General features: G+C 66.1%; 19 protein-coding genes, 1 tRNA gene and 1 riboswitch. Of the genes, 9 read left to right on the forward strand and 11 right to left on the reverse strand.

Features of this window, described 5'->3' with window-relative positions:
- Window positions 1–20: 20 nt before the first annotated feature.
- Both ACO2Q4_RS01850 and ACO2Q4_RS01855 read left to right on the forward strand, forming a co-directional pair.
- Window positions 21–815, forward strand: a complete 795-nt coding sequence (locus ACO2Q4_RS01850; RefSeq protein ID WP_423316943.1) for an AzlC family ABC transporter permease — start codon at window positions 21–23, stop codon at window positions 813–815.
- A complete protein-coding gene (locus ACO2Q4_RS01855) occupies window positions 812–1141 on the forward strand; it encodes an AzlD domain-containing protein (RefSeq protein WP_395134984.1) in 330 nt (109 codons plus the stop codon). Before ACO2Q4_RS01850 ends, ACO2Q4_RS01855 begins: the two co-directional genes overlap by 4 nt.
- Here ACO2Q4_RS01855 and ACO2Q4_RS01860 read toward each other — a convergent pair.
- From ACO2Q4_RS01860 to ACO2Q4_RS01875, 4 genes are read right to left on the reverse strand one after another with little or no spacing between them, the layout of a single operon-like run.
- A complete protein-coding gene (locus ACO2Q4_RS01860; RefSeq protein ID WP_311760686.1) occupies window positions 1126–1773 on the reverse strand; it encodes a hypothetical protein in 648 nt (215 codons plus the stop codon). The genes ACO2Q4_RS01855 and ACO2Q4_RS01860 overlap by 16 nt on opposite strands.
- A 25-nt stretch (window positions 1774–1798) precedes the next feature.
- Entirely contained in the window at window positions 1799–1951 is a 153-nt protein-coding gene (locus ACO2Q4_RS01865; RefSeq protein WP_395134983.1) for an aa3-type cytochrome c oxidase subunit IV, read from the reverse strand.
- Window positions 1952–2006: 55 nt separating this feature from the next.
- Complete coding sequence (locus ACO2Q4_RS01870; RefSeq protein ID WP_423316948.1) at window positions 2007–3029, reverse strand: MBL fold metallo-hydrolase; 1023 nt, start codon at window positions 3027–3029, stop codon at window positions 2007–2009.
- On the reverse strand, window positions 3026–4717 hold the full coding sequence (locus ACO2Q4_RS01875) for an acyl-CoA dehydrogenase family protein (protein WP_423316950.1): 1692 nt from the start codon (window positions 4715–4717) through the stop codon (window positions 3026–3028). The genes ACO2Q4_RS01870 and ACO2Q4_RS01875 overlap by 4 nt, the downstream gene beginning before the upstream one ends.
- Before the next feature lie 111 nt (window positions 4718–4828).
- Here ACO2Q4_RS01875 and ACO2Q4_RS01880 point away from each other — a divergent pair, with 111 nt between their 5' ends.
- Window positions 4829–5779, forward strand: coding sequence for an L-threonylcarbamoyladenylate synthase (locus ACO2Q4_RS01880; RefSeq protein WP_423316952.1), 951 nt, complete (start codon window positions 4829–4831; stop codon window positions 5777–5779).
- Between the two features lie 21 nt (window positions 5780–5800).
- Here the strand turns inward: ACO2Q4_RS01880 and ACO2Q4_RS01885 are convergent, their stop codons facing one another.
- The gene (locus ACO2Q4_RS01885; RefSeq protein ID WP_311760681.1) at window positions 5801–6373 is read right to left on the reverse strand and encodes a YqgE/AlgH family protein; all 573 of its coding nucleotides are present in this window, start codon (window positions 6371–6373) and stop codon (window positions 5801–5803) included.
- A gap of 121 nt (window positions 6374–6494) precedes the next feature.
- Here ACO2Q4_RS01885 and ACO2Q4_RS01890 point away from each other — a divergent pair, with 121 nt between their 5' ends.
- Window positions 6495–7313, forward strand: coding sequence for a protein-disulfide reductase DsbD domain-containing protein (locus ACO2Q4_RS01890; RefSeq protein WP_395134979.1), 819 nt, complete (start codon window positions 6495–6497; stop codon window positions 7311–7313).
- Here the strand turns inward: ACO2Q4_RS01890 and ACO2Q4_RS01895 are convergent.
- Together ACO2Q4_RS01895 and ACO2Q4_RS01900 are read right to left on the reverse strand one after the other, a co-directional pair.
- Entirely contained in the window at window positions 7310–8122 is an 813-nt protein-coding gene (locus tag ACO2Q4_RS01895) for a uracil-DNA glycosylase (RefSeq protein ID WP_423316955.1), read from the reverse strand. The genes ACO2Q4_RS01890 and ACO2Q4_RS01895 overlap by 4 nt on opposite strands.
- Before the next feature lie 59 nt (window positions 8123–8181).
- Window positions 8182–8598 carry a hypothetical protein gene (locus ACO2Q4_RS01900; protein WP_311760678.1) on the reverse strand — a complete coding sequence of 139 codons (417 nt, stop codon included), beginning with the start codon at window positions 8596–8598 and terminating at the stop codon, window positions 8182–8184.
- Window positions 8599–8743: 145 nt separating this feature from the next.
- On the opposite strand from ACO2Q4_RS01900, the gene leuB reads away from it, so the two are divergent.
- The 5 genes from leuB (at window position 8744) to ACO2Q4_RS01925 (ending at window position 13510) form a co-directional block, all read left to right on the forward strand.
- Window positions 8744–9865: a 3-isopropylmalate dehydrogenase gene (gene leuB, locus ACO2Q4_RS01905; protein WP_395134977.1), complete on the forward strand. Its 1122-nt coding sequence runs from the start codon at window positions 8744–8746 to the stop codon at window positions 9863–9865.
- 60 nt (window positions 9866–9925) lie between these two features.
- The gene (locus ACO2Q4_RS01910; protein ID WP_311760676.1) at window positions 9926–10873 is read left to right on the forward strand and encodes a DMT family transporter; all 948 of its coding nucleotides are present in this window, start codon (window positions 9926–9928) and stop codon (window positions 10871–10873) included.
- Between the two features lie 70 nt (window positions 10874–10943).
- A tRNA-Pro gene (locus tag ACO2Q4_RS01915) sits at window positions 10944–11020 on the forward strand.
- A 159-nt stretch (window positions 11021–11179) separates the two neighbouring features.
- Window positions 11180–11542: a hypothetical protein gene (locus ACO2Q4_RS01920; RefSeq protein ID WP_423316958.1), complete on the forward strand. Its 363-nt coding sequence runs from the start codon at window positions 11180–11182 to the stop codon at window positions 11540–11542.
- A 24-nt stretch (window positions 11543–11566) separates the two neighbouring features.
- The gene (locus ACO2Q4_RS01925; protein WP_423316959.1) at window positions 11567–13510 is read left to right on the forward strand and encodes a M10 family metallopeptidase; all 1944 of its coding nucleotides are present in this window, start codon (window positions 11567–11569) and stop codon (window positions 13508–13510) included.
- A gap of 21 nt (window positions 13511–13531) precedes the next feature.
- Here the strand turns inward: ACO2Q4_RS01925 and ACO2Q4_RS01930 are convergent, their stop codons facing one another.
- The 4 genes from ACO2Q4_RS01930 to ACO2Q4_RS01945 are packed head-to-tail and all read right to left on the reverse strand — an operon-like array spanning window position 13532 to window position 17983.
- A complete protein-coding gene (locus ACO2Q4_RS01930; RefSeq protein ID WP_423316961.1) occupies window positions 13532–14290 on the reverse strand; it encodes an ABC transporter ATP-binding protein in 759 nt (252 codons plus the stop codon).
- On the reverse strand, window positions 14287–15285 hold the full coding sequence (locus ACO2Q4_RS01935) for a FecCD family ABC transporter permease (protein ID WP_423316963.1): 999 nt from the start codon (window positions 15283–15285) through the stop codon (window positions 14287–14289). Before ACO2Q4_RS01935 ends, ACO2Q4_RS01930 begins: the two co-directional genes overlap by 4 nt.
- Window positions 15282–16118, reverse strand: coding sequence for an ABC transporter substrate-binding protein (locus ACO2Q4_RS01940; RefSeq protein ID WP_423316965.1), 837 nt, complete (start codon window positions 16116–16118; stop codon window positions 15282–15284). The genes ACO2Q4_RS01935 and ACO2Q4_RS01940 overlap by 4 nt, the downstream gene beginning before the upstream one ends.
- Entirely contained in the window at window positions 16112–17983 is a 1872-nt protein-coding gene (locus ACO2Q4_RS01945; protein ID WP_423316967.1) for a TonB-dependent receptor plug domain-containing protein, read from the reverse strand. The genes ACO2Q4_RS01940 and ACO2Q4_RS01945 overlap by 7 nt, the downstream gene beginning before the upstream one ends.
- 131 nt (window positions 17984–18114) lie before the next feature.
- Window positions 18115–18315, reverse strand: a riboswitch (cobalamin riboswitch).
- Window positions 18316–18366 lie beyond the last annotated feature (51 nt).

The raw sequence follows: 18366 nt of genomic DNA on the forward strand, positions 1-18366 counted from the left end.
AAGTCGAAGCCAAATCCACCATGACCTCTTCCAAAAGCTCCCCGGTGCCCGCGCCCGAGGCTGAACCTGCCCTGACGCCGGAACAGCGCCGGGTTCTGGCACGCGGTGCGGCGCAGTGCGTGACGCATGGTGCGATCCAGGCACTGCCCTTCCTGCTGGTGCTGCTGCCCTTTGGCCTGCTGTTCGGCGTGCTGGCGGCCGAGTCGGGTCTGCACATGGGGCAGGTGCTTGGCTTCTCGGTCCTGGTGCTTGCGGGCGCGTCGCAATTCACTGCCGTCCAGCTTCTCAGCGACCATGCGCCGACGGTGATCGTCATTCTGTCCGCCTTGGCGGTGAATCTGAGGCTGGCAATGTATTCGGCCTCGCTGGTGCCCTGGCTGGGTGACGCGAAACCGCGGCAAAGGGCGCTTCTGGCCTATTTGCTGATCGACCAGACCTATGCCCTGTCGATCCAGCAGTTCGAGGCCCATCCAAAGCTGCGGCTGGATCAGAGGCTGGCCTATTTCTTCGGCACCGCGCTGTGCTGCTGCATCCCATGGGTTTTCGCCAGTGCACTGGGGTTCAGGCTGGGGCGCGCGATTCCCGAAAGCTGGGCACTGGATTTCGCGCTGCCGATCACCTTCCTGGCGATGGTGGCCCCGATGCTGCGCACGCCCGCGCATCTGGCGGCGGCCGGCGTCTCGATCGTGGCGACGCTGGTCTTCAGCGCCCTGCCCTCGGGGCTGGGGATCCTGCTGGCCGCACCCCTGGCGATGGCGACGGGGGCATTGGTCGAACGACATCTTGAACGCAAGAAAGCAGAGGGCGCGGCATGACCGGTTTCGATCTGAAGGTCTGGTTTGTCATTCTGGCGCTGGGACTGGGCACCTATCTGATCCGCTGGTCATTCCTGGGCGTGATCGGCAGGCGGGCGATCCCGGAATGGGCGGCGCGGGCGCTGCGCTATACTGCAGTGGCGGTGCTTCCCGCCATCGCCGCGCCCTTGGTCGCCTGGCCCGCCGCGACCGGCGGACAGCCTGATCCCGCGCGCCTGACCGCCGCGGCGGTGACGCTGGGAACCGGCATCATCACCCGCAACATGCTTCTGGCGATTGTTGCGGGGATGGTGACGCTGTTCGGGATGCTTTACCTCTGGGCGTGAAGATGGCCGTCGGCGCCATAGCCGACGACAACGCCATTCTTTTGCCGCAGAAGCACGTTGTGGTTGTTGTCCGGGTCGCCGTCCATGTGCTTTTTCGAGGTCACGCCCGGCAGCGTCAGGAACCAGTTGCGCAGCTTCAAGGGCGCAAATCCGCCCGGTGCGCCTTCGAAACCCGGCACGCGGCGCAGGACCTGGCTGGTGGCGACGGCGCAGAAGCTTTTGTTGGTCGCGCCCTGCGCTTCGGCCGAACGGATCGCGGCATCGGCCACCGCAAGCGAGACCGGGACGGTGTCCTCGGCCACCCAATAGGTCTCGCGCGCGTGGTAATCGATGTAGAAGTTCTTGAAGTTCGGGGTGATCCCGTAAAGCACGTCATGCCGTTCGGGAATCGCGGGATGGCTCCAGCTGCCGGCCGGGTCGAAGATGACGCGCTGGCTGCCATTGATCATCAGCGCGGAATGCCCGCCTTCGCCCTTGGGGATGCCGATCACGGTCAGCAGCGTGATTGAGGGCGGCTCGTCCGAGACATAGCGTGCCCGCCGCACCTCTTCATCGCTGGCCATGATATTGTCGGCGCCACAAGCTGCAAGGACAGCAGGCAGCGTCAGCGCAAGAAAGGCACGCCGTTGCATCTTAATTCTCCGGGAAAGCAGGGGGTCAGGCGTTGGTCAGCGCCATGAAGACCAGCACGGCAATCGACAGGCCGCAAACCCAAGTTGCGGCCTTGATGAAGCCCGCAAAGGTCGCCTGGTGTGCGCTGATGTCCATTTCACCGTGTTTGTGTTCGGTGATCTCGTGGTGCGACGCCATCTGTTCCCCCTCGTTCGAAATGTCGGCCAAGGGATAGCGTAAAGCCGGTGGCCTGTCACGCCCCCCAAAGGGTGGCACCCTCGGCGGTCTTGCCTCTGGGCCACACCCGGCCGGTGGCGCGCAGGTGGTTGATGTGGCCGACGGCCTCGGCCAGGGCCAGGCCGAATTCAGGTTTTCCGATGGCGCGGCGGTAAAGCAGGTCGAAACAACCGACGATCGTGCGCGGCCCTTCGGTCAGGCCAGAGACCAGCCGATCCAGCGCGGCGTTCTGATTCTCGACCAGTTGCCGCAGGCGGGTCGGCAGGCCGCGATAGGGCAGCTTGTGGCCCGGCAGTACCAGTTGTTCAGGGCGGGCATGGGGCATCAGGCGCTGGCAGGATTCGATCCAGCCGCCGACCGTGTCCGCCTCTGGCTCGGTCGGATAGACCCCGAGATTGGGCGAGATCGAGGCCAGAAGCTGGTCCCCCCCGATCACCAGATCGTCGTCCTGCGCCCACAGGGTCACATGTTCGGGCGCGTGGCCTTCGCCCATGCGGATGATCCAGCGGCGGTTGCCAAAGGTGATCTCCTGCCCTTCGATCAGGCGGCGGAAGCCGGGCGGCAGGGGCGCGCTGGCATCGGCCATGTTGAAGGGGCGTTCCTCGGCCCGCTCGGCGATCATCTCGGGCGGCATACCGGAGCTTTTCCAGAAGGCGATGGCCTGAGGCGTCGGGCGCTCCTGGACGTCCAGAATGCTCATCCGCGCCATCAGCCAGGCCGTGCGCGAGGTCCACAGCTCGGCCCCTTGCGACTGGAACCAGCCTGCAAGGCCCATATGGTCCAGGTGGTGGTGGGTGGCGATCAGCCGCGTGACGGGCGCGCCAGCCAGCGGCCCCTGAAACAGGTGCTGCCAGATCGCGCGCCCGCGGCGCGTGTCGATCCCGGTGTCGATGACGGTCCAGCCGTCATCGTCGCGCAGGGCATAGACATTGACGAAATCCGGCTTGAAGGGCAGGGGCATCTGCATCCACAGAACCCCCGGCGCGATTTCAAGCGCTTCGCCCTCGGCGGGCTGGATATGCGTCAGGTTGTGGATCACACGGCCATGTGCCCAAGGAAAACCGCGTCGTCAAGCGCCTCGAGATCGGCAAGCCCGGCACGAGCGGCGGCAAGATCGGCGGCGAATTGCGGCAGGATGCGCGTGACATGCACCCGCGCCAGCGTGACGCTGCCGCCCCTGGTCGCGGCCAGCATGTGGTAATAGGCACCCAGCACGCGGGCAAAGGCGGAAAGATAGGGCACCGCGCCCGAGAACCGTTCGGCCAGATCGCGGTCCAGCAGCTCCTGAGTCGCCTCGCGCAGGCTTTCGGCGGATTGCCAGACCTGATGGGCAAGCTCGGGCTGGGTGGCCTGCGCGGCCTTGGCGCCATCCAGGATCTCGTCCAGCAGCGACATCGCCGCGTTGCCGCCATCGGCAAGCTTGCGTCCGACAAGGTCCATCGCCTGGATGCCGTTCGTACCTTCGTAGATCGAGGTGATGCGCACGTCGCGCAGATACTGGGCGATGCCCGTTTCCTCGATATAGCCCATGCCGCCATGGACCTGCACCGCGGTATCGGCGACGCGGGTGCCGACATCGGTGCCATAGGCCTTGGCGATGGGGGTCAGGAAGGCGGCGCGCGCGGCCCAGTCCTGGCTTCCGGTCGCGCGGGCCATATCGATGGCGACCGCGCAGGCCAGGCAGATGGCGCGCGCGGCAAAGACCTCGGCGCGGGCACCGGCCAGCATCCGGCGGACATCGGGATGGCGGATGATCGGGCCCATCTGCATGCGCTCGGCCGCATAGGCGGCGGCCTGCTGCAACGCGGCCTCGCCCTGGGCGACACCCTGGACACCGACGCCAAGGCGGGCGCAGTTCATCATCGTGAACATCGCGGCCATGCCCTTGTGCTCGGCCCCGACGATCCAGCCCTTGGCGCCCTCGAAGCTCATGACGCAGGTGGGGCTGCCGTGGATGCCCAGCTTGTGTTCAAGGCTGACGACGCGCAGGTCGTTCGGCGTGCCGGGATCGCCGTTATCGTCGGGGATGAGTTTCGGGACCATGAACAGGCTGATCCCGCGGGTGCCCGCCCCGCCATCCGGCAGGCGCGCCAGTACCAGATGGCAGACGTTCGAGGTGACGTCGCTATCGCCCCAGGTGATGAAGATCTTCTGGCCGGTGATGCGATAGGTACCGTCGTCGGCGCGTTCTGCGCGCGTGGTCAGCGCGCCCACGTCCGACCCGGCCTGCGGCTCGGTCAGGTTCATGGTGCCGGACCATTCGCCCGAGTTCAGTTTGGGCAGGTAAAGGGCCTTCAGCTCGTCGCTGCCATGATGCTCCAGCGCCTCGATCTGGCCCTGGGTCAGTAGCGGGTTCAGTTGCAGCGCAAGACAGGCCGAGGCGACCATCTCGTTCACCGCCATGTTCAGCGCCTGGGGCAGGCCCATACCGCCATGATCCTGGCTGGAGGCAAGCCCGATCCAGCCGCCTTCGGCCAGGGCCCGGAATGCCTCGGCAAAACCGGGGCTCGAGCGCAAGGCGCCGTTTTCAAGCCGGGCGGGGCTCAGGTCGCCCTGCCGGTTCACAGGGGCGATGACCTCGGTGGCCAGACGGCCCGCCTCGGTCAGGATGGCATCGACGGTTTCCGGCGTGGCTTCCGCGAACTGCTCGGTCGTGGCCACTTCAGGCAGTCCGACCACCTTGTTCAGGATGAATGCGATCTGCTCGACGGGAGCGGTATATGCCATGAGCCTCTTTCCTCCGCGCCTTGGCAAATGCCGCCGAGGCGCATAATTGATCCCTTGAGCCGATCATGAGTGCCGCCGACAAGGCCAGCAACCACAACCCGACGTAACAAGATGCACACCCGACTTCTTTCCCCGGACCAAGAAGGAATCGCCGCTGCCTGCGACCTGCTCTCCAGGGGCGAGGTCGTCGCGATCCCGACCGAGACCGTCTACGGTCTGGCGGGCGATGCCCGTAACCCACGGGCGGTGGCCGGAATTTATCAGGCGAAGGGCAGACCCAGTTTCAACCCGCTGATCGTGCACCTGCCCGATCGTGCGGCGGCAGAGCGATTTGCGGTGCTTGACGCGCAGGCGCGTCACCTCGCCGATGCCTTCTGGCCGGGGGCGCTGACCCTTGTCCTTCCGTTACGTCAAGATGCGGGGATCGCGTCGCTGGTGACGGCGGGGCTGGACACGGTCGCGATCCGCGTGCCGGCGCATCCGGTGGCGCATGCGCTGCTGTCGGCCTTTGGCGGGCCGCTGGCCGCACCCTCGGCGAATCCCTCGGGGCGGATCACCGCGACCACGGCGGCTCATGTGACGGATCCCGAAAACGGGCTGGGCGGACGCATTCCGGCGGTCCTTGACGCAGGCGCATGTCCGGTCGGCGTCGAATCGACGATCGTCGGGTGGAGCGGGGGCGAGCCCGCGCTGCTGCGCCCCGGCGGCGTCGCGGCCGAGGCGATCGAGGCGGTGCTGGGGCAAAGGTTGCTGCGCCCTGCGCTGGACCCCGGTGCGCCGTCCTCTCCCGGCCAGCTGACCAGCCATTACGCCCCGAGGGCGCAGATGCGGCTGAACGCGCTGGCTGCCGAAGATGGCGAGGTGATGATCGGTTTCGGCCCCATTCCGGGCGAGTTGACCCTCAGCGCCACGGGCGACCTGACCGAGGCGGCGGCACGGCTTTTCGACGTGATGCACCGCGCCGATGCCATGGCGCGCCCGATCGCCGTCGCGCCGGTCCCCGAAACCGGGCTGGGCGCCGCCATCAACGATCGTCTGAACAGGGCTGCCGCGCCGCGCTAGCTGCGGCGCAGGCGCCTGCGATCAGGCACGGCCCGCGCTGGGCGACAGCGCCAGCGGGTCGATGCCCATGCCGCCAAGCGCGGCACGCCACTTTCCGGCATTGTCCTGGCCAAAGATCAGGTCGTCCAGCCGTTCGGTGGTCAGCCAGCCATTCGCAAGGATCTCGGAATCAAGCTGACCCGGACCCCAACCGGCATAGCCAAGCGCCAGAAAGGCGGGCTGCGGTCCGTGACCATGGGCGTAGTCTTCAAGGATGTTGCGCGTCGTCGTCATCGCCAGATCCTCGCCGATCCGCATCCGCGTATCGTCCAGATCGCTTTCGCCCGCGACGTGATGCAGGACGAAACCGCGCCCCGGCTCGACCGGACCGCCGAAACGCACAGGCAGATTGACCGCATCGATGCCCGCATCGATGCCCAATTGCGCCAGCAGGTCCGAAAAGTCGACTTCGGGCATGGGGCGGTTGACCAGCAGACCCATGGCCCCGTCCTCGGAATGGGCGCAGACGAGAATGACCGAATGCTCGAATCGCGGATCGCGCATTCCGGGCATGGCAATCAGGATCTTGCCGGTGAGGTTGGAGGATGTGTCCAAGTGCTGCTCCCTCGCATTTGCTTCAAAGATCGGTACTCGGCGGCATTTGCGCAAGGGTTGACCATGTGACTGCCGCTAATGTGACTTCACGCCGGCACCTGTCGCCGCCTAAGAATATGGCATGAAATCAGTTGCCCTTATATTGCTGTCGTCGCTGCCAGCCGTCGCCCAGGAAGGACTGGCGCAGTCCACCCCCGCCTGGGACGGGGCCACGGCCGCAACCCCGCCGGGCCTGGTATCGGCAGAGTTGATGCCGGGCTGGACCACGCCCGAGGGCCATCGCATGACGGCGCTTCGGATCGAGCTTGAGCCGGGCTGGAAGACCTATTGGCGCAGCCCCGGCGATGCGGGCGTACCCCCGCAGTTCGACTGGACCGGTTCGCAGAATCTGGGCGAGGTCGAGATGCATTGGCCTCGGCCCGAGACAATCGAATCCGGCGGCGAACGGACCTTCGGCTATCACGACAGTCTGGTCCTGCCGATCGAGATCGCCCCGCAGGATCCGGCCAGACCCGTCGAACTGCGCGCCGTGGTCGATTTCGGGATTTGCGACCAGATCTGCGTACCGGCACAAGTTTCGCTGACCGCGCCCGCGCCCGCCGACGATCAGGATCCGGTAATCGAGGCGGCTTTGGCCGAGGTACCGGGCCTTGCCACGGATCGCGCGCAATGCCGCATCGAGGAGATTGCCGACGGGATGCGCGTCACCGCGCTGTTCGCCGGCCATGACGCCCCCGAGGTGGCGATGGAATTGCCCGGCGATCCGGTCTGGGTATCCCAGCCCGAGCTTGCCAGCGAGGACGGAGTGCTGAGCGCGCAGGCCGATTTCGTCTCGGAAAGCGGCAAGCCCTTTGCGATCGATCCCGCCCGCCTGCTGCTGACCCTGATCGGTCCGGACGAGGCGACGGAGTTCCTGGGCTGCGACCGGGTCGGAAGCTAGGCGGTTCCGTCCAGCCGCGCCGCGACCGACAGCAGGTCGGCCCAGGCCTCGCGCTTGGCCAGCGGCGTGCGCAGCAGATAGGCGGGATGGGTCATCGGCAGCGCGGGCAGGCCAAAGGCCTCGACCCACTGGCCGCGCAGCTTCAGGATGCCTTGCCGGTTCAGCCCCGCGATGCAGGGCGTGTTTCCCATCAGCACCAGCATTTCCGGCTGCGCCAGTTCGACATGACGGCGCAGGAAGGGCAGCATCAGCGCAATCTCGGCGGGTTCGGGCCGACGGTTGCCCGGCGGCCGCCAGGGCAGGACATTGGTGATGTAAAGCCCGCGTTCCGCATCGACCGCGTCGCGCGCAAGCCCGATGGCTGCGAACATGCGGTCAAGCAACTGTCCGGCGCGCCCGACGAAGGGGCGGCCCTGCATGTCCTCTTCCTCGCCCGGTGCCTCGCCGATGACCATGACGCGCGCCCCGGCGCGCCCGTCCGCGAAGCAGAAATTGCGCGCACCCTTGCGCAATTCGATGGGCTCGAAGGATTCCTGCGCCGCCGCCAGTTCCGCCAGCGTTGTCGCGCTTCCGGCCAGTCGTTCGGCCAAAGCCGCATGATCTGCGCCCACATCCGACCGAGGGGCGGGGGCGGGACGCGCCGCGGCGGGGGCGGCAGCGGCGGTCTCGACCCGGTCAGGCAGGGCATAGCGGTCGACCGCGGCATCCAGACAGGGTTCGTCCACGCCAAGCTCGGCCTGCCACTGCAAGAGTGCCAGCGCCGTTTCCGCGTCCAGCGCGAATCCCCTGTAGGTCGGATCTGCGGTCATGCGGGCAAGCTAGGGCCGTCGGGGGCCGCGGGCAAGCGCATCCGGCGGCCCGCGCCCGGTCACTTGGTCTCGGTCAGGGGAGTGGTGCCGCCGCCCATGTCGACAAGCTGCTGGATCAGCGGCTTTGCGGTCGGGCCGATGCGGTCGCAGGCCTGGGGGTCATCAAGCAGCTTGAAGGCGGGGCCATAATACTTGCTGTCATAGGCCGTCGCATCCAGCCCCAGCTTGGCCGCCAGCAGGTCGCCGGTCCCCGTGACCAGTGTCCATTCGCCATTGCTGATCTCATATCCCGGACAGTTCGACGTGATCACGTTCACATTAGCCAGATCTGCGATCAGCTTGGTCGCCTGTTGCTGGTCAAGCCCCGAGATGTCGGGAAGCTGCACCTTGACGCCTCCGTCTGCCATGGCCATGCCGGCCAAGGTCACGCCGGCCATGACGGCAAGCGCCCCGGCCGTAGCCGTGATTGGTTTCATGGGTTGCCCCTTCTTTCCGATTGCCCGCCCATCCGGCCCCAAGCCCCGCTGGCGTGCAACCCAATTCGCCGTGAACTTGACGGGGCCGGGCCGCGCCGTTACGCGGATTTCCAAAGCGCGAGTAGCACGAGAGGATGCCCCTGCGATGACCACCCATTCCCTGCTGATCCTGCCCGGCGACGGCATCGGTCCCGAAGTCATGACCGAGGTGCGCAAGGTCATCGACTGGTTCCAGACGAACAAGGGCATCGCCTTTGACGTCAGCGAAGACCTGGTGGGCGGCGCTGCCTATGACAAGCATGGCAAGCCCCTGGCGGATGAAACCATGGCCAAGGCGCTGGAAGTCGACGCGGTGCTTCTGGGCGCCGTGGGCGGCCCGGCCTATGACAATCTCGACTTCTCGGTGAAGCCCGAGCGCGGCCTTCTGCGCCTGCGCAAGGAAATGGACCTGTTCGCGAACCTGCGCCCGGCGCAGTGCTTCGACGCGCTGGCCGACTTCAGCTCGCTCAAGCGCGAGGTGGTTGCCGGTCTCGATATCCTGATCGTGCGTGAGCTGACCTCGGGCGTCTATTTCGGCGAGCCGCGGGGCATCCACTCCGATGACAACAACCCGCAGAACGAAGGCGGCCGCGTCGGCATCAACACCCAGCGCTATACCTCGGGCGAGATTCGCCGCGTCGCGCGCGCGGCCTTCGAACTGGCCAAGAAACGCGACAACCGCGTCTGCTCGATGGAAAAGGCCAACGTCATGGAATCGGGCATTCTGTGGCGCGAGGAAGTGCAATGGGTCCACGACAACGAGTATCCCGAGGTCGAGCTGTCCCACATGTATGCCGATAACGGCGCCATGCAGCTTGTCCGCCGCCCGAGCCAGTTCGACGTCATCGTGACGGACAACCTGTTCGGCGACATCCTGTCGGATGCGGCGGCGATGCTGACCGGCTCGCTCGGTATGCTGCCCTCGGCCAGCCTTGGCGCGCCGATGGCCAATGGTCGCCCGCGCGCGATGTACGAGCCGGTGCACGGTTCGGCCCCCGACATCACCGGTCAGGGCAAGGCGAACCCCATCGCCTGCATCCTGAGCTTCGCGATGGCGCTGCGCTACAGCTATGACCTTGGCGCTGAAGCCGACCTGCTGGAAAAGGCGGTCGAGAAGGTTCTGGCCGACGGCGTCCGCACCGCCGACCTGATGGGCCCCGAAGGCGGCACGCCGGTTTCGACCTCGCAGATGGGGGACAAGATCGTCGAGGCGCTGTCCGCCCTGTGATCCAAGATTGCGCCCGCCATCACGGCGGGCGTTTTCCATTCTGCGGGCCGGGGAGGGGCGATGCGCGGAAACCTGAAGGGCGCCTTGTTCGCCCTGATGTCGATGGGGATCTATTCGACCCATGACGTGATCATCAAGCTGCTGGGGGAAACCTATCCCGCGCTGCAGATCCTGTTCTTTTCGGCCCTGTTTTCCTTTCCGCCCATCGCCATCCTGCTGCTGCGCGATCCGACCCACGGGACGCTGCGGCCGCGCTCTCCGTTCTGGGTGGCGCTGCGGTCGGCCTGCATCGTGAATTCCGGCATCTGCGGTTTTTATGCGTTCTCGGTCCTTCCATTGGCGCAGATCTATTCGATCCTGTTCGCTTCGCCCCTGATCATCACGGTCCTGTCCGTCCCGATCCTGGGGGAAAAGGTCGGCCTGTCGCGATGGGCCGCGGTGGCGGTGGGCCTGCTGGGCGTGCTGGTCGTGCTGCGACCGGGTTATGTCCAGTTGAGCCTTGGCCATGCGGCCGGGCTGCTGGCCGCTTTCTCCAGCGCGATGGCCGCGATCTCGGTCCGCAAACTGGGGCGGTCCGAGCGGACGGTGATCCTGATCCTGTGGCCCATCATCGGCAACTTCGTCCTGACCGGCCTGTCCTTGGGGCTGGCCTATCGGCCGATGGCGGGCGGCGACCTTGCGCTGACCGGGCTGATCGCGGTTCTGGGGCTGTCCGCCGGGTTCCTGCTGATCCTCGCCTATCAGACCGGAGAGGCGGCCAATGTCGCGCCCATGCAATATTCCCAGATGCTGTGGGCCATCGGCTACGGCTGGCTTTTCTTCGATGAGCGTCCCGGCTTGCTTACGCTTGGCGGGGCGGCACTGATCATCGGATCGGGCCTGTTCATCCTGATGCGCGAGGGCAGCGGCGCGTCGCGCCTGCGTCCGGTGACCGAGGCGCGTTTGCGGGGCGAGACCGTGACTGCCCCCCGCGCAAGCCTTCTGCGCCGTCTTCTGAACCAGCAATGAGCTTCGATCAGAAAAGCGAACGAAACCCCTTGCATTCCCGCGTTGGCCGGGCTACCTGCCGCTCCACGGTCGGAGCGTAGCGCAGCCTGGTAGCGCACCTGCTTCGGGAGCAGGGGGTCGGAGGTTCGAATCCTCTCGCTCCGACCATTTTCCCGATTTCCCCTATATGTTGGAAAACCTGCCGCGGGCGGGCGCATTTCATGCACGCCCAGGTTGTCCAAAAATCGACGAAATAGACAGGTGGCGTGACGGCGAAGGCATTGATTAAGATGGATTCGTTGCCAAGCGAGAAGCGACCGAATCCTTATGCCCAATGCCTTGTCCGGTTGTCTGCTTTTGCTTCTTCTTGGTTCTGCCCCGACCCTTGCCAGTGAACCCCTGTCCCTGAACTGCGAGGTTGAGGGAGCGGGGGCCGAGCAGCTTTGCGCGGCGGTCCGCGCGGAATTATCCCGCCGCGGCGGCCTGTCTGATGCCGATCCTGCCCTTGTCCTTGTTGCGCAATCCCCCCGTCCCGACACGCTTCGCGCGCGGATCGATCTGGTCAGGAACGGTCAGCGCCAGCAGGGCGAGACCGGAGAAACCGTCGCCATGGACCGGGACGGGCTTGCACCCGGACAGCTGGAAGACTTCGCCCGCGCCCTTGTCCGCCGGACGGGCCTTTTTCCGTGATTTCCCATTCTTCAGGAGCCTTCGATGACCCTTGCCACTGACCTGCTGCGCGATGCGATCCTTGGATCTGCAACGTCACAGGACGTTCCGCGCGCCGTTCGGGTCGAGGGAACCGATGCCCGTGCAAACACGACCACGACCCATACGATGAGTGTCGGGGACACGTTCAACGGCTCGATCGGTCGCGGTGGGGATGCCGATTGGGTGCGTGTCAACCTTCAACCGGGGGTCTATGTCGTCACGCTGAACGGAAACGGGGCCAACTCGCTGAGCGATCCTTATCTTCGCATCCATTCGGCGAACGGAGCGGTCATTGCCTCGAATGACGATGGCGGCTCGGGGCTGAACTCTCGTGCCGTCGTGACGATTGCCCAGGCGGGGACATATTACCTGGACGCGGCAGCCTATAGCTGGTCCGATTCGGGCGGTTATTCGCTGCGCATCGCGACAAATACCGTTCCCACCTACACGATCCCGCAGATCGCCCGGCAGTTGACCGACGGGTTCTGGCAGGATCGGGGAGAGACGCGGCGGGCCTTCGACGTCGATCCGGGCGAGGTGCTGAAAGTCGATATCTCGGGCCTGAACGCAGACGGTCGCCGACTTGCCGTCGCGGCGCTGCAGGCCTGGACCGACGCGACCGGCATCCGCTTCAACACCAATCCGGCCAGCGGCACCGCGGACATCGTCATCGACGACCGCTATTCCGGTGCTTATGCCACCAGCACCACCTTTGGCGGCACCATCGACAGCTCGAGCGTGAATATCGGGCTGGACTGGCTTCGCGCCTATGGATCGGGTTTCGCGACCTATTCCTTCCAGACCTATATCCACGAGATCGGCCACGCGCTGGGGCTGGGTCATGCCGGCAACTATAACGGCTCGGCAAGCTTCGGGGTCGACAACCTGTTTCGCAACGACAGCTGGCAGGCATCGGTGATGTCCTATTTCAGCCAGGACGAAAATCCCTACATCCATGCCGATACCGCCTTTGTCACCTCGGCCATGATGGCGGATGTTGCCGCGATGCGCGTGCTTTACGGGCATGCGGACCTGCGCACGGGAAACACGATCTATGGCGAGCACAGCAATGCCGGGGGGAACTATACCCGGATCTCAAACCTGCTCGCCTCTCCGGCCACCCGCAATGACATCACCTTTACCATCGTGGATGATGGCGGGGTCGACACGCTTGACCTGCGCAGCGACACGACGAACCAGCGGATCGTGATGGCGGGCGGCGGAATTTCGGACGCCTATGGGCTGGTCGGCAACATCTCGATCATGACGGATACGCGGCTTGAAAACCTGCAGGCCGGTTCGGGCAACGACCGGGTCTCGGGCAACGCCTTCAACAACACCATTTGGGGCAATGCCGGGAACGACGTGCTGAACGGCGGGGGCGGCAACGACACGCTGATCGGCGGGGCGGGGCGCGATACGCTGGTCGGGGGCATCGGGAACGATGTCTACCACGTCGATGCTCTGGACGTGATCGTCGAGCAGGCGAACGGCGGCATCGACCTTGTCAATTCCGCTGCAAGCTTCACCTTGGGGTCCGCGCTCGAACAGTTGCGCCTGACGGGAACCGCCGCGATCAACGGCACCGGCAATGCCGAGGCGAACGTGATCTACGGCAATGCCAACGCGAACCAGCTTCGGGGACTGGGCGGCAATGACATGCTCAGCGGGAATGCCGGGAACGACAGCCTGTGGGGCGGCGCGGGGGCGGATGTCTTCCTGTTCAATGCCGGGCGGGACCGGATCATGGACTTTCAGAACGACATCGACACGATCCAGATCGACGACGCGCTGTGGGGCGGCGCGCCCAGATCGGTGGCGCAAGTGCTGCGCCTTGCCACCGTCGCCGATGGCGACGTGGTCTTCAACTTCGGCAATGGCCACAGCCTGACGGTCGAGAACCTGACCAATATCCAGGCGCTGGCAAACGACTTGATCATCATCTGATCCTGCCGCCGCCCGGACGGATCAGGTGTCCCGGGCGGCGCGACCCAGAAGCTGGACGATCAGGCCCTGCGGGGCCTCTTCGACATGGGCCGCGATGCCGAAGCAATCGGCCAGGTTGCGCGTCGTCAGGACCGCGCGTGGCGGCCCGTCCGCCGCGATGCGACCCTGGTGCAGCAGGACCAGTCGTGTGCAATGGCGCGCCGCCAGCCCCAGGTCGTGAAGCGAAGCAAGCACCGTGCGCCCTTGCGACGCAAGCTGGCGGAACATCTGCATGACCTCGATCTGCGCGGCCGGATCCAGCCCCGAGATCGGTTCGTCCGCGATCAGAAGCGGCGTTTCCTGAGCCAAGGCGCGGGCCAGCAGTGCGCGGGCCTGCTCGCCCCCCGACAAGGTGGTGGCGCTGCGGTGGCGCAGCCTGTCCAGCCCCAGCGCGGCGATGGCGCGATCGGTGGCAAGTCGGTCGACCTCGGCCGCGGCGTCGGGATGGGCGATGCGCCCGAGCGAGACCAGCGCCTCGACCGAGACCGGCCAGGCGATCTCGCGTCCCTGCGGCATGAAGGCGGCCGCGCGCGCGCGTTCACGCGGCGGCAGCGCGGCCAGAGAGGATTGCCCGGCGAAAGGCAGCAATCCCTGTGCCGCGCGCAAAAGTGTGGTCTTGCCCGCGCCATTGGGGCCGATCAGTCCCACGAACTCGCCCGGTTGCAGGGCCAGGTCTATGCCGTCGATCACGACACGGCGGCCGTGACGGCATGACAGGCCGGACAAAACCAACCCGGTCATAGCGCGTTCCCCCGTGTCTTCAGGATCAGGCGCAGAAAGAATGGCGCGCCGACCAGCGCCGTCAGCACGCCCAGCTTCAGGTCGCGTTCGGGCAGGATCAGGCGCACCGCGACATCGGCCGCCAGCACCATCGCCGCCCCGCCAAGCGCCGAGGCAGGCAGCAGGCGCGAAGGGCGCGCACCCACCGCGTGACGCAGCACATGCGGTACCACCAGACCGACGAAGCCGATGGTTCCCGCAACCGCGGTGGCGCCACCGACCAGCGCCGCTGTGCCGGCGACCAGCAACAATCGCAGCCTGCGAAGGTCGACGCCCATCGACGCGGCCGCATCCTCGCCCAGTGTCAACGCATCCAGCTGTCCCGTGATCGGCACCAGCAGGGCAAAGCCGGCCAGCAGGAAGGGCAGGACGATCCAGACATGCAGCATGGACCTGTCGGCCAGCGATCCCAGCGTCCAGAAAATGATCTCGTTGGCGGCAAAGGGGTTGGGCGACAGGTTCAGCACCAGCGAGGTCGCGGCACCCGCCAGGGCCGAAATCGCGATGCCCGCAAGGATCAGCGCCAGCGCTCCGCCCCGCGCGCCGGCCAGTATCAGCACCAGCAGGACCGAAACCAGTGCCCCGGCCAGCGCCGCCAGCGGCAGCGCCAGAGGAAAGGCCAGCGACAGGCCGGTATGGATCGCAAGCACGGCCCCCAGCGCGGCCGAGGCGCTGGTCCCGATCAACCCCGGCTCGGCCAGCGGGTTGCGCAGAAAACCCTGAAGGACCGCGCCAGACATGCCAAGCGCCGCCCCGACAAGCACGCCCAGAATGGCGCGCGGCAGCCGGATCTCGCGCATGACCAGCGCCAGCATCTCGTCGCCGTGACCCAGCAGCGCCGCGAGGGCGGGGCCGGGGCGAACCCCCGCGGGGCCGATCAAAAGCGATGCAACGAAGAGCGCCACGACCAGCAGGGCCAGCAGCGCAAGTAGGCGGGGATAGCTTGCGCGGATCATTTCGCCTCCGGCATGGCCAGGCGCTGGTCCCGAAGCCGGGCGACGGCATTGAGGACAAAGGGGGTGCCGCACACCCATTCGGGGTCGTTCATCGGTGTCGAGGGCAGGCGACGCGCAAGCTCCCGCAGGGCGGGGTGGTCCAGCGGCTCTTCGGCGCGAGAGCGACCGGGATAACGCCGCCCCTTGACCAGCAGGTCGGCACCGGACAGCAGCAGCGTTTCCAGTGGCAGGTAGCCCCCGGCGGCGATCCCCCTGCGGTCGGCAAGGTTTTCGAATCCGGCCAGCGCGATGATCTGGCCGGGCAAGGTCAGGCTGCCCGAGCTGTAGCCATTGGCGGCGTAAAGCGCGGCAAGCGGGCGTGGACCCGGCGGGGCGTCGTCCAGCCGGGCCAGGTCGCGGTCGAAATCCCGGATTGCATCCCCGGCGGCAGGTTCGCGCCCCAGCAGTTCGCCCATGCGGCGCAGGTTGTCGCGGATCCCGGCGACGGTTTCATCCGCCGGAAAGGTTTCGACCCGAATGCCCAGCCTTTGCAGCATCGCAAGGGTGACGGGGTTGGTGTAATCGCCCGCCAGTACAAGATCGGGGCGCAGCAGATAGATCTCTTCGGCGGTGCCGCCATTGGCGGGAAAGGCCCGCGCCTGATCCGCCATCGCTGAGGTCGAGGGATCGCCCGCATGGCGCGACACCGACACAAGCTGTCCCGGTCCCGCCAGCAGCATGGCCAGCTGATCGGTGCACAGGTTCATCGACACGACCCGTTGTGGGACATCGGCCCGCGCGGGAACGGCGCAAGGCAGCGCCAGCGCCAGTGCCAGAAGCCCGGACCTTACCATCGGGCCTGCAGCCCCGCATAAAGCGTACGACCCTGCGAGGCAAAGCCCCAGACGTCCGAATACTCGCTGTCGAAAAGGTTCACGACCCGCCCTGTCACCCGCACCCGTTCGGTCAGGTCATAGCCCGCCGACAGGTTCACAAGGTTATAGGCCGGCAGTTCGGCCGTCGCATAGTCGCCGAAGAAGCGCGTGTCGAAATTGCCCGAGACGTGGCGGAAATCGGCGGTGACCTGGCCGCGGCCTTCCAGCACAGCAAGCGTGGCGGACAGTCCGAATTCATTGCGCGGACGCCGGATTTCGATCGAGCCGTCGGGATTCTTTGCGTCCAGATAGGTATAGCTCAGCGCAAGGTCCAGGTTCGCGGTGGGTTTGATCCGGGCGCTGGCCTCGATCCCTTGGCGCGGGCTTTCTCCCGACTGGTTCACATAGCTGGCCCGGCCATCCGGGGCGGCGCCGTAGACATAGGTGATCTCGTCCTCAAGCCGCTCGTTGAAATAGGTCACGTCGATGCTGCCCAATCCATTGGGCAGTTCGGCCTCGATCCCAAGGTCGAAGCCGCGGTTCTTCTCGGGGGCGAGAAAGGGATTGCCGACGCTGTAGGCGTCATTGGCGTAAAGCTCGAAGAACGAGGGATTGACCATCCCCGCCCCGGCCGAGGCATGAAGCCGGAATGGGCGGTCTGGAATCTGCCAGGACAGGCCGATGTTCCAGCTGGTGAAGTCGTCGAAGACCCTGTTGTCGTCATGACGGATCCCGGCCTGCAGATCGATGCCATTGTCAAGGAACGCCCGGTACTCGACGGCCAGCGAGGTCATCTCGCGGTCGAAATCCGGCGCGGTCGAGGCCTCGTCCTTTTGCCCCTCGACCATGACGTTCAGAAGGTGGTGGGCTTCGTCGACGGCAAGGCCGTCCAACCCGAAACTCAGCCGGTACTTCAGCTTGCGGGTTTCGCCCCGTGTCTCGTTTTCGCCCTGCAGGCTCTGCTTGAAGATGCTGTCCTGATATTCCAGGCGCTGCGTCAGCCGTCCGTCCAGCATCGACAGTTCGGCCCAGGTCGCGCCCTGGAATTCGTCCCGGTCGCCAAACAGGCCGGGATCGTCGACGACATATTCGTCGGCGGTGGTGGCGCTGTAATTTTCGGCATCATAGTCATAGGTTTCGGTCGCCCGCCGCAGTGTGGCACCCAGCCGCAGGTCGTCGGTCGCCTGGAACCAGCCGGACAGGCCGATCGTCTTGCGGGTCAGCCCGTCCTTTTCGCCGCCATCGCCCGACTGGTCGAACCCGTGGTCGTCCTTCGCGGACAGATTCACCGCCAGCCCGCCGCGAGATCCGTTCCGGCTGGCATAGGCCGAGGCAGAGGCACCGTTTCCAACCTCGACCGCGCCGCCATAGGACAGCCCCTCGCCGCCCTTTCGGGTGATGATGTTGATCACGCCAGCCGAGGCGTTCGATCCATAATAGACTGATTGCGGGCCGCGCAGGACCTCGATCCGCTCGACATTGGCGGTTTCCAAACCGCTCAGGATGTACTCATCCGCTCCGCCCGTGGCCTCGATCCCGTCGATCAGGATCAGGGTGTGATCTGCTTCGCCGCCGCGGATGCGGACCTGGGTATGGGTCGATCCGGTGCTTGAAACCGAAACGCCCGGCACCGCGCGCAGGGCATCCTGGATCGTGGCGATGCCCCGCGCCTCCATCTCGTCCGAGGTGATGACGGTGAACGCGCGGCCATAGGCGTCCCCGGCGATCGGCGCGAAGCCGGCCGACAGGATGACCGGGTCCAGCGTCACCACATCCTGCGCGGGGGCGACGGCGGGCAGAAGAGTGGCGGTGACGGCGGTGGAAAACAGATGGCGCAACTTCATGCCTTGGCCTTTCCTGTGCAGGCCGGAGCCTGCCGCTGCGGATTGCCCGCGACGGGAACCGGGGTCCCTGCCACAGGCCGGTGATCTTCACCTCTGCGGAATGGCCGCTTTCACGGCGCGCCCCGCGCCGGAAATGGGTGAGTGCTGCGGCAGGTCTCCTGGCTTGCGGATCGCTGCTCGGGCCGGCCTTCCCGGGTGTTTCCCAGTGGCGTCGTCGGCCTTCGCTCACCGCCTACAGTTGCGGGGGCAGCCGCGGCATGGCCTTTCGGCGCACCGCATTCCCTTTTGATCCGACGGCAGTACCGCCGGAAACCGAAGCGTTCCTGTGTTGGCGCAGGATTGCGGGCTCTGTCAAGCAGACTTGCGGCACGGCTTTGGCGGCA

It is taken from the genome of Paracoccus sp. KR1-242, from assembly GCF_049446195.1.
GTDB classification, from domain to species: domain Bacteria; phylum Pseudomonadota; class Alphaproteobacteria; order Rhodobacterales; family Rhodobacteraceae; genus Paracoccus; species Paracoccus broussonetiae.